Origin of the sequence: Desulfovibrio aminophilus DSM 12254 (genome assembly GCF_000422565.1) — a bacterium.
GTDB lineage: Bacteria > Desulfobacterota > Desulfovibrionia > Desulfovibrionales > Desulfovibrionaceae > Aminidesulfovibrio > Aminidesulfovibrio aminophilus.
The window spans coordinates 223,212-238,507 of record NZ_AUMA01000003.1 but is presented as its reverse complement, the minus strand read 5'-3'; the positions used below and the strand labels follow the sequence as shown (position 1 = coordinate 238,507).

Annotated in this window: 17 protein-coding genes; 5 read left to right on the top strand and 12 right to left on the bottom strand. The window is 66.1% G+C overall.

Translation table 11 applies throughout. The annotated features are described in order from the left end of the window. Positions 1 to 7: 7 nt before the first annotated feature. The 9 genes from H587_RS0101260 to H587_RS0101220 all read right to left on the bottom strand — a co-directional run bounded on the left by H587_RS0101260 (position 8) and on the right by H587_RS0101220 (position 9,447). Positions 8 to 1,705 carry a 2-oxoacid:acceptor oxidoreductase subunit alpha gene (locus H587_RS0101260; RefSeq protein ID WP_027174707.1) on the bottom strand — a complete coding sequence of 566 codons (1,698 nt, stop codon included), beginning with the start codon at positions 1,703 to 1,705 and terminating at the stop codon, positions 8 to 10. 13 nt (positions 1,706 to 1,718) lie between these two features. After that, positions 1,719 to 2,240: a ferritin family protein gene (locus tag H587_RS16845; protein ID WP_051202356.1), complete on the bottom strand. Its 522-nt coding sequence runs from the start codon at positions 2,238 to 2,240 to the stop codon at positions 1,719 to 1,721. Between the two features lie 34 nt (positions 2,241 to 2,274). Further along, positions 2,275 to 2,781, bottom strand: coding sequence for a ferritin (locus H587_RS0101250; RefSeq protein WP_027174706.1), 507 nt, complete (start codon positions 2,779 to 2,781; stop codon positions 2,275 to 2,277). Positions 2,782 to 2,869: 88 nt separating this feature from the next. Next, positions 2,870 to 5,065: an SF1B family DNA helicase RecD2 gene (gene recD2, locus H587_RS0101245; RefSeq protein WP_027174705.1), complete on the bottom strand. Its 2,196-nt coding sequence runs from the start codon at positions 5,063 to 5,065 to the stop codon at positions 2,870 to 2,872. 67 nt (positions 5,066 to 5,132) lie between these two features. Further along, positions 5,133 to 5,678 (bottom strand): pyruvate ferredoxin oxidoreductase subunit gamma, encoded by a 546-nt coding sequence (locus H587_RS0101240; protein WP_027174704.1) that lies wholly within the window; start codon positions 5,676 to 5,678, stop codon positions 5,133 to 5,135. A gap of 42 nt (positions 5,679 to 5,720) precedes the next feature. Next, complete coding sequence (gene recR, locus H587_RS0101235; RefSeq protein ID WP_027174703.1) at positions 5,721 to 6,326, bottom strand: recombination mediator RecR; 606 nt, start codon at positions 6,324 to 6,326, stop codon at positions 5,721 to 5,723. Positions 6,327 to 6,334: 8 nt separating this feature from the next. Then, positions 6,335 to 6,646 (bottom strand): YbaB/EbfC family nucleoid-associated protein, encoded by a 312-nt coding sequence (locus H587_RS0101230; protein WP_027174702.1) that lies wholly within the window; start codon positions 6,644 to 6,646, stop codon positions 6,335 to 6,337. Between the two features lie 68 nt (positions 6,647 to 6,714). After that, positions 6,715 to 8,421: a DNA polymerase III subunit gamma/tau gene (gene dnaX / locus H587_RS0101225; protein ID WP_027174701.1), complete on the bottom strand. Its 1,707-nt coding sequence runs from the start codon at positions 8,419 to 8,421 to the stop codon at positions 6,715 to 6,717. A 102-nt stretch (positions 8,422 to 8,523) separates the two neighbouring features. After that, positions 8,524 to 9,447: a branched-chain amino acid transaminase gene (locus H587_RS0101220; protein WP_027174700.1), complete on the bottom strand. Its 924-nt coding sequence runs from the start codon at positions 9,445 to 9,447 to the stop codon at positions 8,524 to 8,526. A gap of 185 nt (positions 9,448 to 9,632) precedes the next feature. Between H587_RS0101220 and H587_RS0101215 the strand changes: the two genes are divergently transcribed. After that, positions 9,633 to 10,019, top strand: a complete 387-nt coding sequence (locus H587_RS0101215; protein WP_027174699.1) for a PilZ domain-containing protein — start codon at positions 9,633 to 9,635, stop codon at positions 10,017 to 10,019. Between the two features lie 28 nt (positions 10,020 to 10,047). On the opposite strand, the gene H587_RS0101210 is transcribed toward H587_RS0101215, so the two are convergent. Beyond that, the gene (locus H587_RS0101210; RefSeq protein ID WP_027174698.1) at positions 10,048 to 10,500 is read right to left on the bottom strand and encodes a nucleoside deaminase; all 453 of its coding nucleotides are present in this window, start codon (positions 10,498 to 10,500) and stop codon (positions 10,048 to 10,050) included. Positions 10,501 to 10,695: 195 nt separating this feature from the next. On the opposite strand from H587_RS0101210, the gene H587_RS0101205 reads away from it, so the two are divergent. The 4 genes from H587_RS0101205 to H587_RS0101190 are packed head-to-tail and all read left to right on the top strand — an operon-like array spanning position 10,696 to position 14,786. Then, entirely contained in the window at positions 10,696 to 11,874 is a 1,179-nt protein-coding gene (locus H587_RS0101205; protein WP_027174697.1) for an aminotransferase class I/II-fold pyridoxal phosphate-dependent enzyme, read from the top strand. 8 nt (positions 11,875 to 11,882) lie between these two features. After that, positions 11,883 to 13,169 (top strand): homoserine dehydrogenase, encoded by a 1,287-nt coding sequence (locus tag H587_RS0101200; RefSeq protein ID WP_027174696.1) that lies wholly within the window; start codon positions 11,883 to 11,885, stop codon positions 13,167 to 13,169. 13 nt (positions 13,170 to 13,182) lie between these two features. Continuing rightward, the gene (locus H587_RS0101195) at positions 13,183 to 14,370 is read left to right on the top strand and encodes a cofactor-independent phosphoglycerate mutase (protein ID WP_027174695.1); all 1,188 of its coding nucleotides are present in this window, start codon (positions 13,183 to 13,185) and stop codon (positions 14,368 to 14,370) included. Then, positions 14,367 to 14,786, top strand: a complete 420-nt coding sequence (locus tag H587_RS0101190; RefSeq protein WP_027174694.1) for an acyl-CoA thioesterase — start codon at positions 14,367 to 14,369, stop codon at positions 14,784 to 14,786. The genes H587_RS0101195 and H587_RS0101190 overlap by 4 nt, the downstream gene beginning before the upstream one ends. Here H587_RS0101190 and H587_RS20440 read toward each other — a convergent pair. After that, complete coding sequence (locus H587_RS20440) at positions 14,783 to 14,953, bottom strand: hypothetical protein (RefSeq protein WP_156904410.1); 171 nt, start codon at positions 14,951 to 14,953, stop codon at positions 14,783 to 14,785. The two genes, H587_RS0101190 and H587_RS20440, sit on opposite strands and share 4 nt — an antisense overlap. Positions 14,954 to 14,976: 23 nt before the next feature. Beyond that, a complete protein-coding gene (locus tag H587_RS0101180) occupies positions 14,977 to 15,165 on the bottom strand; it encodes a twin-arginine translocase TatA/TatE family subunit (protein ID WP_027174693.1) in 189 nt (62 codons plus the stop codon). Positions 15,166 to 15,296: the final 131 nt, after the last annotated feature.

Sequence of the window (15,296 nt, the reverse complement as noted above, 5' to 3'; positions counted from 1 at the left end):
GGCCTCCTCAGACGTCGAGCTTGCCCAGACCGGCCAGAATGAAGGCGGCGGTGAAGGGCAGGCCGTCGTAGCGCAGGATCAGGTTGTCGATGAGAAAGCCGGTTTCCTGGCGGATGAGGGCCGCCAGCTGGCCCGTGGAGTTGCCCTCCACCATGACCACGCGCCCGGCCTCTTCCAGGAAGGGCAGGAACTGTCTCCCATTGAGCGGCCAGACCTGCCGGAAATGCAGGACCGCCGCGCGCATCTCCCTTCCCTCCAGGTGTCGCATGGCCTCCAAGGCCGCGCCCAGGGTCGAACCCCAGCAGACCAGCAGGAGGGCGGGCCGATCCGGGCCGTAGTAATCCGGCGGCACGGTCTCCTCGATGAGCCCGTAACCCTTGCGCAGGCGCTTGTCCTGCATGGCCGTACGCACGGATAGATCCTCGGTGAGCTTGCCGTCCTCGGTGTGCTCGTCGGAGTCGGAGACCACCAGGGCCTCGGAGAACCCGGGAATGGCCCGGGGCGACACCCCGTCCTCGGTGATCCGATAGCGTTTGTAGGCTCGGCCCTCCTCCGGCCGGAGCAGGTGTTCCGGCGGCGCGGGCAGGGCGTCCAGGTCGAAGGGGGCCACGGAGCGGTGGGAATCAGCCAGGAACTGGTCCGTGAGCACGAAGGCCGGGGACTGGTAGCGCTCGGCCAGATCGAAGGCCCGATGCGTCAGGTAGAAGCAGTCCTCCACCCCGCCGGGGGCGAACACGGCCCGGGGAAACTCGCCATGCCCGGCGTAGAGCACGAGGTTCAGGTCGGCCTGCTCGGTGCGGGTCGGCAGTCCCGTGGCCGGGCCGGGCCGCTGGGCCACTACGATGACGACGGACAGCTCAAGCATGCCAGCCAGGCTCACTCCCTCGCACATGAGCGCGAAGCCGCCGCCCGAAGTGGAGACGATGGCCCGGGCTCCGGCATAGGCCGCGCCCAGGGCCATGTTCACGGCCGCGATCTCGTCCTCGGCCTGCTCGGCCACCAGCCCGGTCGCGCGGCCCTTGTCGATGAGGGTCAGGGCCACGGAGGTGCCCGGGGTCATGGGATAGAAGGACAGGAAGTCGCAGCCTCCGGCCAGCGCGCCCAGGGCGATGGCCTCGTTGCCGTTGAGCATGATCCGGGGGCCGGCGTCGGCCGGCGCGGGCGGCATGCAGGCGAAGGAGGGCTCCTGCTGCCTGACCCAGGCGTAGGCCGCCCGGAGCACGGACAGGTTGGCTTCGACCACCTCCGGGCCCTTCTTCCCGAAGGCCTCGGACACGAGCCTTTCCAGGATGCTCAGATCGTTGCAGATCGCCGAGCCGAGCACGCCCAGGGCCGCCACGTTGTCATAGAGCGGCTTGGGAGCCAGGCGACGATAGGGCACCCGCAGGCAGGGCGCGTCAGGCAACCGGAGGTCGTCTCCGGCCACGATGAGCCCTCGGGCCGTGAGCTGCCCGGCGTGCAGGTCCACGCTCTCTTGGTCCAGGGCCACCAGGATGTCGATGTCCATGGTGGGGGCCAGAACCGGGTCCGGCCCGGTGCGGATGGCGAAGGTGTTGTGGCCGCCCCGTATGCGCGACATGTAGTCCTGGGTGACGATGATCTCGTACCCGGCGCGAGTCAGGGCCCGGGACAGGGTGTCGCCGACCGTCACCAGACCCTGTCCGGCTTCACCGCCGATGACGATATTGATGCCCGGTCCGCTCATGACGCCTCCCGGCCTAGACCCCGTCCAGGGAACCGCCGCCCTGGTCCAGGGCCCAGCCCTCGGGATCCTCGTAGTAGTATTGGAGATCAGAGAGCATGATGTAGTGGCCGCGCTGCTCTTGGACCATGCGCTCGACGAACTCGCGCTCGGTCTCGTCCTCGGCCTCCTCGAGCCATTCCTCGTAGAAGGTCACCAGGGCCAGCTTGAGGTCCAGGGCCATGTTCAGCGCCTCCACCTCGGTGGAGCAGGAATCGTCTGTCTCGTACTGCGCCGCGATGCCCCGGAACACGGACAGGGCGTCCTCCTCGTCGGCCTCGTCCAGCACACAGGCGGCCCCCCAGGCCGCGCCTCCGATCACGGCGTCATGAATCTCCTTCACCCGGTCCAAGTGATCGCGCTCGGCCTCGCGGACCATCTCGAACACTTCCCGCCCCAGGCCGTCGGGGCAGGCGTCGATGTTGCCCTCATAGAACTCCGCGCTCTTTTCGGCCAATTCGAGGGCCTTGCAGAGCATGCGTTGGGATTGGTCGCTCATGGCTTCCTCCCTGTTCCGCGTCCGAACCGCGGCGCTAGGCTCCGACCGGCGGTGTGAACACGCGTGTCGCCAGATCCTTGTCCAGCATGAACAGCGCGCCGCCGTCACCCACCAACCTGAGCTTGGAGATGATGTCGGAGACGTTGGCCTCCTCCTCCACCTGCTCGGACACGAACCACTGCAGGAAGTTGTTCGTGGCGTGGTCCTTCTCCTTTTGGGCCAGATCCACAAGCGCGTTGATCCGGGCGGTCACGCCCTGCTCGTGGGCCAGGGCGTCCTGGAAGGCGTCCAGGGGCTTCTTCCAGGCGGCCTTGGGCTTGGCGATGGCGCCCAACTCCACCTTGGCGCCGGACTCCAGGACGTAGCGGAACATCTTGGTGGCGTGGAAGACCTCCTCCTGGTTCTGGACTTCCATCCAGTTGGCGAAGCCGGGCAGGCCCTGCGCCTGGAACCAGGCGGACATGGAGAGATAGATGTAGCCGGAATAGAATTCCCAGGTGATCTGGTCGTTGAGGGCTTTTTCCATCTTCTTGCCGAGCATATGGGTCTTCTCCTTGTATGGGTGCGTTGGCCCCATAGTAGCAAAATGCCCCGGCTTGGGAAGAAGAAATCGGCCCGCGCCGCGAACGTCAGGCCAGAAGGCTGTTGGCGAAGACCTCGCGCAAGCGGTGGCGCAGATAAGTCTGACGACGACCGGCGGTGACGTTGTTCAGGCCGATGCGCAGGGCCCGCTCGCTGCCTACCAGCACGGCCAGCCGCCGCGCCCGGGTCAGACCGGTGTAGAGCAGGTTGCGCTGCAGCAGAAGGTAGTGCTGGGTGACCACGGGCATGACCACGGCCGGGTATTCGCTGCCCTGGGATTTGTGCACGCTCACGGCGTAGGCCAGGGCCAGGTCGTCCAGCTCCGAGGGCTCGTAGGGCACGGCGTCGCCCTCGAAGTCCACCACCAGGGAGCCCTCCTCCGGATCCAGGTCCAGGATCCAGCCCAGGTCGCCGTTGAACACGTCCTTGTCGTAGTTGTTGCGCAGCTGCAGAACCCGGTCGCCGACCCGGAAGCGGCAGTTGCCGCGCTTGATCTCCGGGCCCAGGCGGGGGTTCAGGCGATCCTGGAGCACCTCGTTCAGGGCCTGGGTGCCGACCTCGCCCTTGTGCATGGGCGTGAGCACCTGGACCTCGCGCAGGGGGTCCAGGCCGTAGCGTTCGGGGATGCGCTGGCAGACGGTTTCCACGATGATGGACTGGACCCGTTGCGGGTCTTCCTGCACGACCCAGAAGAAGTCGGCTTCCGGCGCCGGACGAGGGTCGAGCACCGGAAACTGCCCGGCATTGATGCGGTGGGCGTTGCGGATGATGCAGCTCTCCAGGGCCTGGCGGAAGATGTGCGTGAGCACGGCCGAGGGCACGGCTCCGCTTTCCAGCAGGTCGCCCAACACATTGCCCGGGCCTACGGAGGGCAACTGGTTCACGTCGCCCACCAGAACGAGGCGGCAGGTCAGAGGCAGGGCCCGCAACACGGAAAGGAAAAGCTGGGCGTCGAGCATGGAGGCTTCGTCCACCACGAGCACGTCGGCCTTGAGCTTCTGCTCCTCGCAGTAGTGGAACGAGCCGTCGGGCTGGTACTGAAGCATGCGGTGCACGGTCTGGGCCGGAAAGCCCGTGGCCTCGGTCATGCGCTTGGCGGCGCGGCCCGTGGGCGCGGCCAGCTTGATCTTCAGGCCCAGATCCTGAAGCGTGCGGACCACGGCCCGGGTGATGGTGGTCTTGCCGGTGCCCGGGCCGCCGGTGATGATGAAGGACTTGTTCACACAGGCCCCGAACACGGCCTCGCGCTGCTCCGGGGTCAGCTCGATGCCCACCACCTTCTCCACCTTGGGCAGGGTCGCCTCCACCTTGGCCCGGCTCACGGGCGTGGGGTGGGCGGCCAAGCCGAAGAGTCGCTGGGCGGTTTCACGCTCCCACTTCCAGAAATGCTGGAGGTAGACGGCGTCGTCGATCTCCAGCTCGGGCAGGGGCTCCACCCGGACCCGCTTCTTCTCCTCCAGGACGGCCAGGGCGTCGTCCAGGGCCTGGGGGTCCAGGCCGCCGCCGAGCATGCGCGAGACCTCCTCGAAGAGCTTGTCCTTGGGGCAGAAGAGGTGCCCGGCCCGCTCGCTCAGGGAGAACAGGGCATAGACCACGGCGGCCTCCAGGCGCGCGGGCGCGTCCGGGGCGAAGCCCAGCTTGAGGGCCATGTTGTCGGCGGTCTTGAAGCCCACGCCCCTGATCTCGTAGGCCAGCTCGTAGGGATTCTCGCGCAGCTTGGCCACGGCCTGCGCGCCCCAGAGCTGGAAGATGCGCGGGGCGAAGGTGGGCGGGACCTCGTGGCTGTGCAGAAAGACGATGAGGTTCTTGATCTCCCGCTGGCGGCTCCAGGAATCCACGATGTCCACCAGCTTCTTCTTGGAGATGCCGCGCACCTCCAGGAGCTTCTCCGGCTCGTCGTCGAGGATGTCCAGAACCTCCATGCCGAACTTGCTCACCATGCGCTCGGCCAGCTTGGGGCCCACGTTTTTGATCGCCGCCGAGGCCAGGAAGCGGATCACGCCGTTCTCCGTGGCCGGGCGGCCCTGCTCGAAGGTCTGGACCTCGAACTGGCGGCCGAAGCGCGGATGGAACTTCCACTCTCCGGTGAGGATCAGGGACTCGCCCGGGGAGGGGCGGCCCAAGCAGCCGACGATGGTGGTCAGGCCGGGCTCGTCCTTGCAGCGGCCCCGGGCCACGGTGTAGCCGTTGTCCGGGTTGGAGAAGACGACAGTGTGGATTTCGACGGTGATGGTTTCGGGCACGAAGTTCCTCGGGAAATGAAAAAGGGCCGGTCGACCGGCCCTTTGTAGCAATCATCGCCGCGTTTGGCTAGGCGACGGCGGTCTCCCGGAAGGCGCGCTCCAGGGCCTTGTAGTTCTTGGGCCCCAGCTTGGGGCCGAAGCGCTCGTCAATGACCTCGCGCATGCCGTCCACGTCCAGGAGCCCGGAGGCCTTGAGCAGAGCCCCGAGCATGGTCGTGTTGGTGATCGGCACCCCCAGTTCCTCCAGGGCCACCTTGCCGGCGTCCACGCAGGCGGCCTTGGGCCAGCCGTACTTGCGTTTCAATTCCTCGGCGGGCTGGGCCGAGTTGACCACGACCATGCCACCTTCCTTGAGGCCCTCGGCCACATCCACGATGTCCAGCAGCGTGGGGTCCAGGACCAGGACCAAGTCCGGCTCGTAAATCTTTTCGCGCAGGCGGATCTTCTTGCCGTCCACGCGCACGAAGGCCTGCACCGGCGCGCCGCGCCGCTCGGGCCCGAAGCTCGGGAAGGCCTGGGCGAACCGCCCGTCGGCGATGGCCGCCCGGGCCAGAAGCTCCGCCGAGGTCACGCCGCCCTGCCCGCCCCTGCCGTGAATGCGAATCTCGATCATGGTCGTCCCCGCTCCGTGGTTGGGCCGGGACTCCCCCGGCCGTTAGACCTTCTGACGGTACAGGAGAGACTGCCTGAGCGTCTCCCTGTCCATGTACTTGACCTCCCCGCCCATGGGGATGCCCTGGGCTAGGCGGCTCACGGCCACCTCCGGGAAATCCGCCTCCACCAGGTTCTTGACGTAGGACGCCGTGGTCTCGGACTCCAGCGTCGCCCCGAGGGCCAGGACGATCTCGCGCACCTCGCCCCGGGCCAGACGGCGACGCAGGCGCTCGAACTCCAGGTTCCCCGGCCCGATCCCGTCCAAGGGCGAGAGCAGTCCGCCCAGGACGAGATAGCGCCCCTTGTACAGCCCCATCTCCTCCATGTTCAGGAGCGAGTCCCAGTCGGCCACCAGACAAAGCTGATCCGGCAGCCGCGCGGGATCCGAACACAGGGGGCACGGGCTGGTCTCGGCCAGACTGGCGCACTCTTCGCAGAGGCAGAGCCGTTCCCGCAGCTCGATGATGCCGCGGCCGAAGTCCTGGGCCGATTCCCGGGGCAGCTTGAGCAGGTGCAGGCCGATGCGCAGGGCCGACTTGGGCCCGATGCCCGGCAGCCGCGTGAGCCGCTCCACCACGTCCTTGAGGGGACCGGGAAGCTTGTCCACGCCGCCCCCTAGAGCAGACCCGGGATGCGCATGCCGCCCGTGACCTGCCCCATCTCCTGCTCCATGATCTCCTTGGCCTTCTTGAGGGCCTCGTTGACGGCGGCCAGGACCAGATCCTGCAGCATCTCGACGTCACCCGAAGCGACCACGGAGGGGTCGATGGTCACGGAAATGATCTCCTGGCTTCCGTTGGCCTGGACCATGACCATGCCGCCTCCGCTGGCGGCCTCCACTACCTTGGACTTCAAGCCTTCCTGGGCGGCGAGCAGCTTTTTCTGCATGATCTGCGCCTGCCGCAGCATCTCGTTCATGCCCTTCATCAATGAACCTCCAGCGAGCTAACGGATTGGGATCGCGGATGTCGCGATTTTTTCGGTGAACGGTCGGTTCAGCCCGGGCGACGGGGCTCCACGTTCAACACCTTGGCCTGAAAGGACTCCAGAACCCGGCGCACCCCCTGGTCCTCCATGGCCTCGGTCCTGAGTTCATCCAGGCTGCGGCGCTGCTGCGCCTCGGGCGCGCGGTCCAGGCGGACGCTCATGTCCGGGCCGAAATACTCCCGCGTGAAACGCGTCAGGGCCTTCAGACACTCTGGAGCGCTCAGGCGGTTGGCCAGATAGGACGTGGGGCAATGCACCACCAGGGTGCGCCCCTCCAGCGCGCCGGAAAGCTGGCGCAACCCGGGAATCTTGGACTCGGCCTGGCCGTTCTTGCGCACCAGGAACTCCACGAAGCCCCCCCAGTCCGGTTGGGCGGCGGGGTCCGGCCCGGTGACTTCCGGCGCGGCGGGGTCCGGTTCAGCGTCGTCCCCGGGCTCGGTCTCGGGCTCGGCCTCGGCGCGCGACTCGGCGCGGAACGAGGGGGCCGGAGCCGGGCGCGACGCCGCCGGAGAAGTCGGGGACGGCACGGGGGCCGGACGCGGCGCGGGCCGGGGCGGAGTGGCTGCCGAGGGCGTTCGGGGCGCGGAGGACGCGGCCGGGGCCAAGGTCTCCATATCCACCAAGTCCGGCAGGCTGGCAAGGTTGAGCAGCAGCAGCTCCAAGGCCTGCGCGGGCTCCATGCTGGTGAGGATGCGGCGCTGGCTCTCCAGGGTCATCTGCCAGCAGGCGTGGATGTGCCCGGGCTGAAAACGTACGGCCCACTCGCCCCAGGCGCGGGCCTCCTCGGCCGAAAGGTCCAGAGCGGACAGGGCCGCGTCGCCCGCCTGGCGCAGGAGGAACATGTTCCGCCAACAGCCGGACAGCTCACGCAGGAAGAACCCCAAATCCAGGCCCTGGTCCAGGATGCGGCGCAGAAGCAGAACCACGCCCGGCAGGTCGCGGGCCTGAAGCACCTCCATGAGGGCGAAGAACACATCCTGCCCGGCCAGCCCGAGGAAGCCGCGCACCTCGGACTCCGCCAGCCGCGTACCGCCGAAGGCCAGGGCCTGGCCCAACAAGGACATGCCGTCGCGCACGCTGCCCGAGGCCCGGCGGGCGATGATCTGCACCGCTCCGGTCTCGAAGTCCACGTTCTCCAGGCGGAGAATCTTCTCCAGATGGGCGGCGATCTCGGCCTGGGGCAGCATCTTGAAGGCGTAATGCTGACAGCGTGAGAGGATGGTGGCCGGGAACTTGTGCGCCTCGGTGGTGGCCAGGATGAAGGTCACCCGGGCCGGAGGCTCCTCCAGAGTCTTCAGCAGAGCGTTGAAGGCCTCCCGGGTGAGCATGTGCGCTTCGTCGATGATGAATATCTTGTAGCGGCATTCGATTGGCGCGTAGCCGATGTCCTCCTTGAGGCGGCGGGCGTCGTCGATGCCGCGGTTGGACGCGCCGTCGATCTCGATGACGTCCGGAGCCACGCCCGCGGTGATCTGGCGGCAGTGCGCGCACTCGTTGCAGGGTTCGGCGGTGGGGGCCTTCTCGCAGTTGAGGGCCTTGGCGAAGATGCGCGCGATGGTGGTCTTCCCCACCCCGCGCGTGCCGCTGAAGAGATAGGCGGGGGCCACCCGGCCGGTTTCGGCGGCCCGGGAAAGGATGGCCTTGACCGCGTCCTGTCCGGCCACCTCGGCGAAGGTCCGGGGCCGGTATTTGGCGGTGAGGTTGGCTGCGCTCATGGATTCTGGGTGTACACGCTCGGGGCCCGCTTGAAAAGGTCCGTCGGCCCCTCATGAAAAAGGAAGGGGGGCCGAGGCCCCCCCGTTCTCGCCCGAAAACAACTAGACCGTATACGGATGCAGCCAGTGGGCGTAGTCCTGGTTCTCGCCCTTGACGACCTTGAAGAACTCGCGCTGGAGGAGCTTGGCCACCGGTCCGGCGTGCCCCTCGCCGATGACCCGGCGGTCCACTTCGCGGATGGGAGTGATCTCGGCGGCCGTGCCGCTGAAAAAGGCCTCATCGGCGATGTACAGCTCGTCGCGGGTGAATATCTGCTCGACCACTTCGTAGCCCAGCTCACGGGCCAGGGTGATGATGCTGTCGCGGGTGATGCCCGGGAGCACCGAGGTGAGCGGCGTGGTCTTGATCTGATCATCGCGGACGATGAAAATGTTCTCGCCGCTGGCCTCGGAGACGAAGCCCATGGTGTCGAGCATGAGGGCTTCGTCGTAGCCGTCGGCCACGGCCTCGGTCTTGGCCAGCACGGAGTTCACATAGTTGCCGCAGACCTTGGCCTTGGTCATCATGACGTTGACGTGATGCCGGGCGAAGGTGGAGGTCTTCACGCGGATGCCCTTGTCCAGGGCCTCCTCGCCCAGGTACGCGCCCCAGGGCCAAGTGGCGATGGCCACCCGGATGGGGTTCTTGCCGGGATGCACACCCATGACGCCGTCGCCGATGAAGACCAGGGGGCGGAGATAGCCCGCCTTGAGCTTGTTGGCCTTGAGCGTCTCGACGCAGGCGTCCACAAGCTCATCCACATCGAAGGGGATGGTCATGTTCAGGATATGGGCCGAATCATGCAAGCGGACGATGTGCTCCTGCAGGCGAAAGACGGCCGATGTGCCGTCGGCGCATTCGTAGGCCCGAATGCCTTCGAATACGCCCGCTCCGTAATGCAGGGTATGGGTCAGCACATGGACGTTGGCCTCGCCCCAGGGAACCAGCTTGCCGTCGAACCAGATCTTCTCGGATTTCTGAACCATTGCCCGCTCACTCCTTGTGAGGAAAAATTGCGCCGTCCGCGACGCCGTCGCCCGGACACGCTCCGGGCAAGTGTTGGAAGCTAAAGAATTCGCCTTTCGAGGTCAAGACGAAGACTCGCAAAACCACTTGCCATCAGCGCAAGGCCCGGGTATGAGACGCCTTTCCCTGTATACGCGAGGCTGTCATGGATTTGTGTCTGAACCGCCGCAACCACTCGCGCGTCTCCCTGGCCGACGTGCTGGACGTCCTGCGTCAGTGCGACCTTTCCATCACTGCGGGGGGACGCGATTGCGACGCGCTCATCGAGGACATCTCCCCGGCGGGAGCCTGTCTGCTGATGAACGGCGGGACGCCGGCCCTCGGCGATTCCGTCTTCTTCCGGGGCTGCATCTTCAACGGTCTGATCGGCTTCCTCTCCAGCATGCGCGGGGAAATCCGCTGGACACGCGGCGACCGTTGCGGCGTGGTCTTCGACGAGCCTCTGGAACTGGACTGCATGACCCTCTCGCGCATGGTCCGCACCGAGGCCTGCCCCGGAGCCCTGCCCGGCTCTCTTTCCGAAAAGATCTGAAAAGACGCGCCGCACGGAGCGCCCGTTTCTATTCCCCGATGTCCTCGTTCCATATCTCGGGATGAGCCTTGATGAACCGGCCGAGCAACTCCTCGCATTCCGCGTTCTTCATGTCCACGACCTTCACTCCCTGACGCCGCAGCCAGTCTATCCCGCCCTTGAAGGTTCTGGACTCGCCCAGGACCACGGTGCCGATCTTGAACTGCTTGACCAGCCCGCAGCAGTACCAGCACGGGGCCAGGGTGGTGACCATGACCATGTCCCGATAGGACTTCTGGCGCCCCGCGTTGCGGAAGGCGTTGGTTTCGGCATGCATGGACGGATCGTCGTCCTGGACGCGGCGGTTCCGGCCTCGGCCCACCAGCCGGCCGGAGGCGTCGAAAAGGGCCGCGCCGATGGGGATGCCGCCCTCGGCCAGCCCGAGCCGAGCCTCCACCAATGCTTCCTGAAGCATGGCCGCGTAATCCGGATTGTTGGGCATGAACGCTCCTCGGTCTCGCCTGGCGAAACCCTGTTTGCCCCTCATAACACGGCCCGGAAGGCCCTTCAATGCGCGGTTCGTGAAAAAAACACACGTTTCCGGCGGCACAATTGGCTTTGACAGGGCACGGGCGGCGCGGCTAATAGATACCTCTCCATCTCAACATATCCGCCACGAGCGCGAGGAGTCACGGCCATGCAACAGCATCAGTTCGCCAGGGTTCACCGCCTTCCGCCCTACGTCTTCGCCACGGTCAACGAACTCAAAATGAAGCTCCGCCACGATGGCGCGGACATCGTGGACCTGGGCATGGGCAACCCCGACCTGCCTTCACCCAAGCATGTGGTGGACAAGCTCGTGGAGGCGGCGCAGAAGCCCATCAACCATCGCTACAGCGCCTCCAAGGGCATCAACGGCCTGCGCATGGCCATGGCGAACTGGTACCGCAACCGTTTCAACGTGGAACTGGACCACAATCAGGAAGTGGTCGTGACCATGGGCGCCAAGGAAGGACTGGCCCACCTGGCCCTGGTCATGCTGGCTCCCGGCGACGTGGTCCTGACCCCGGACCCGGCCTACCCCATCCATCCCTACGCCGCGATCATCGCCGGAGCGGACGTGCGGCGCATCCCCATCGGCCCCGGCCGAGATTTCCTTGAGGACATGAAGCTGGCCGTGCGCCATTGCTGGCCCCGGCCCAAGCTTCTGGTCATCAATTTCCCGCACAACCCGACCACCGAGGTCTGCGACTTGGCCTTCTTCCAGCGCATTGTTGATTTCGCCAAGGAAAACGGGCTGATGGTGATCCACGACTTTGCTTACTGCGACTTCACCTTCGATGGCTACAAGGCCCCCAGCTTCCTGCAGGCCGAGGGCGCCAAGGACGTCGGCGTGGAGTTCTTCTCCCTGACCAAGAGCTACTCAATGGCGGGCTGGCGCGTGGGCTTCTGCTGCGGCAACCGCGACATGGTCCAGGCCCTGACCCGGATCAAGAGTTACCTGGACTACGGCATCTTCCAGCCGATCCAGATCGCGGCCTGCCATGCCCTGAACGGACCGCAGGAGTGCGTGCGCGAAATCATGGATGAGCATCAGGACCGCCGCGACGCCCTCTGCGAGGGTCTGGCCCGCGCGGGCTGGGATGTGCCCAAGCCCAAGGCCACCATGTTCGTCTGGGCGCCCATCCCCGAGGAGTTCAAGAAGCTCGGCAGCGTGGAGTTCTCCAAGCTGCTGCTCAAGGAAGCCAGCGTGGCCGTGTCCCCGGGCCTGGGCTTCGGCGAGTACGGCGACGGGCACGTGCGCTTCGCCCTGGTGGAGAACCGCCAGCGCATCAATCAGGCAGTGCGCGGCATCAAGAAGTTCTTCGGCAAATAGAGGTGCTCATGGAAGCGGTACGCATCGGCCTGGCCGGTTTCGGCACGGTGGGCTCGGGCCTGGCCCGGGTCCTGGAAGAGAACGGGGACTGGATCGAACGCCGCATCGGACGGCGCATCGCCATCAAGACCGTGCTCGTGCGCGACCTGACCAAGCGGCGGAGCTTCCTGCCCGGACCGGGCGTCGCCCTCACCGACGATCCGGCCGCGCTCACGGACGACCCGGAGATTGCCATCGTGGTCGAACTCATGGGCGGCGTGGGCGCGGCCAAGACGCTCATCGAACGCTCCCTGCGGGCGGGCAAACACGTGGTCACGGCCAACAAGCACCTGCTGGCTGAACACGGCCCGGAGCTTTTCGCCCTGGCCGAGGAGAAAGGCGTCGGCCTGCTCTACGAGGCCAGCGTGGCCGGGGGAATCCCCATCGTCCAGACACTCAAGGACTCGCTATCCGGCAACCGCATCGAAAAACTGGTGGGCATCCTCAACGGCACGGCCAACTACATCCTCTCGGAGATGACCACCAACGGCCTGGAGTTCGAAACCGCCCTGACCCAGGCCCAGGCCCTGGGGTACGCCGAGGCCGACCCGACCTTCGACATCGAGGGAATGGACACGGCCCACAAGCTCGTGGTCCTCATCAGGCTTGCCTACGGCCGCGACTATCCGCTGAAAACCCTGCCCGTGCGCGGAATCACCAGCGTGACCCAGCAGGACATCGAGATCGCCCGCGAATTCGGCTACCGCATCAAGCTGCTGGCCCAGGTGCGCGACGTGGACGGTCGTCTGGAGGCGGGCGTGTTCCCCGCCTTGGTCAAACATACCTTCCTCCTGGCCCGGGTGGGCGGCAACTACAACGCCGTGCGCCTGGAGGGCAACGCCGTGGGCCCGATCATGCTCCACGGACAGGGAGCCGGGGCTCTGCCCACGGGAAGCGCCGTGCTGGCCGACCTCATGAGCCTCTGCCGCCCGGGATTCCGGCCCGACAACACCGGCTTCGGCTCAGCTCCGGTGGCTCCTGCGGACATCCTGCCGCCCGAACTGGCCGTGTCCTGCTACTACTTCCGCTTCACCGTGGCCGACCGGCCGGGCGTCATGGCCGCAATCGCCCAGACCATGGCCAACCACGGCATCTCCATCGCCCAGGCCGTGCAGAAGGGCGACGAGTCGGCCACGGACGTGCCCATCGTCTTTCTGACCCACGCGGCCCAGGCCAAGGCCGCCGACGCCGTGGCCGCGGAGATCGACGCCATGAGCTTCACCCGCAAGCCGACTGTTCTCTTCCGAATCCTTTAACCTGGCGCAGCGCATGAAACTCCTTTTCCTCATCGCCGACGGCATGGGCGACTGGCCCCTGGAGTCCTTGGGCGGCAAGACCCCGCTCCAGGCCGCGCAGACCCCGAACATGGACGCGATGGCAGCCCAGGCCCTTATGGGCCGCTGCCGCACCGTTCCCGAAGGCATGGCCCCGGGATCGGACGTGGCCAACATGGCCTTGCTGGGCTTCGACCCGGCGCAGCACCACACCGGACGTGGTCCCATCGAGGCCGCGGCCCAGGGATTGGAGCTGGACCCCGAGGATCTGGTCTGGCGCTGCAACCTGGTCACGGTCACGGACCTGGGGCTTTCCGGCACGATGCGCGACTATTCCGCCGGACACATCACCAGCGAGGCCGCGCTGCCGCTCCTGCGCGACCTCCAGGACCACCTGGGCGACGAGACCTTCACCTTCCACCCGGGTGTACAGTACCGCCATCTGCTCGTGCAGAAAGGCGGGGCCTTGGAGGACGAGGCCACGCTCGCCATCCGGCCGCCTCACGACATCACGGACAAGCCGGTCAAGCCGGACCTGATGACCTTCTCACATTCCCCGCGCCTCTGGGATCTCCTGCATGGAGCCGCCGAACGGCTGGCCCACAAGAACAACACAACCAAGGCCAACTCCATCTGGCCCTGGGGCCAGGGACGACCGCTGCATCTGCCCGGCTTCCGCCAGGCCTTCGGGCTCTCGGGCGCGGTCATCTCGGCGGTGGACCTGGTCCGGGGCCTGGGCCGTGCCGCCGGCATGGAGGTCATCGAAGTTCCCGGGGCCACAGGTCTGCTGGACACGAACTATCAGGGCAAGGTGGACGCGGCGCTCAAGTTTCTGGAGACCGGGGATTTCGTCTTCGTGCATCTGGAGGGGCCGGACGAGTGCGGCCACGCGGGCAACGCCGCCGACAAGACCGAGGCCATCGCCCGTTTCGACGCACGCATCGTGGGCCCGCTGCGCCAGGCCCTGGGCGACGACGCGGCCTGGCTCATCGCCTGCGACCACTACACGCCGATCCAGGAACGGACCCATACCTCCGACCCGGTGCCCTTCCTTTTCCTGGCCCCGGGCATCACGGGCCAGAGCGCGGCAGCCTTCGACGAAAACACCGCCGACGCAGCCGGACTCGTTCTGGAGCAGGGGCACACGCTGTTGAACTGGTGCCTGGAACGAATAAAACGATGAACAAAAACAGCGGCTTCCCAAGCGCCGACTCCTGGCTGGCGCATCGTGTGTCCTACGGCGAGACCGACGCCATGGGCGTGGTCTACTACGCGGAATATTTTCACTTCTTCGAACGTTCGCGCAGCCTGTTCATCCGCGACCGGGGCATGAGCTACGCCGAGGTGGAGGAACGCGGCATCTATCTGCCTGTACGCGAAGCCTCCTGCCGCTACCGGACTCCGGCCCGTTTCGACGACGAACTATGGGTCCGTTGCGGAGTGAGCGAATGGCGGCGGGCTTCGATGCTTTTCGCCTACGAGGTCTACACGGCGGATCGCTCGGGAATCATCGCCACGGGCATGACCGAACACGCCTGCGTCAACGCGGAAGGTCGCCCGGTGCGTGTGCCGGACTGGCTCAAGGGGCTGTTCAGCTAATCTTTCCCGCTCCTGCGGTTCACGGCCCAGATTCCCCAGGCCATCACGGCCGCGGCGATCCCGCCGAGAATTCCCGCCGGGACGATGAATCCATATTCGTAGAGGCCCATGGCCGCGAGCGTAAGCAACATCATGATCACGGCCTGAAGCAGGCACCCATATCGCATTGTCATTCCCTCACGCCGCCATGTCAGGACGCTTTCTTCTCATCCTGGGGTGACGGCTTTGTTTCAATTTTTTCAGTCTCTTCTCCTGCCGTACGGAAGGCACGGATGGCCTTGCCCATGCTCGCGCCGATCTCAGGCAGCTTGTTGGAGCCAAAGACCAAAACGGCGATGACCAGAATGACCAGCAATTCCGTGGAACCAACTCCGAACATGGCGACCTCCGCCCGCTGGGCAAGCTCTTTCAACTGAACAGCATACCCTATTCAATGGGAAAAGAACCTCTCCACAACATTACGATTTGTTCATGCCGATTTTTAGTGTGGGCGCTCACGTCTTGCGACCT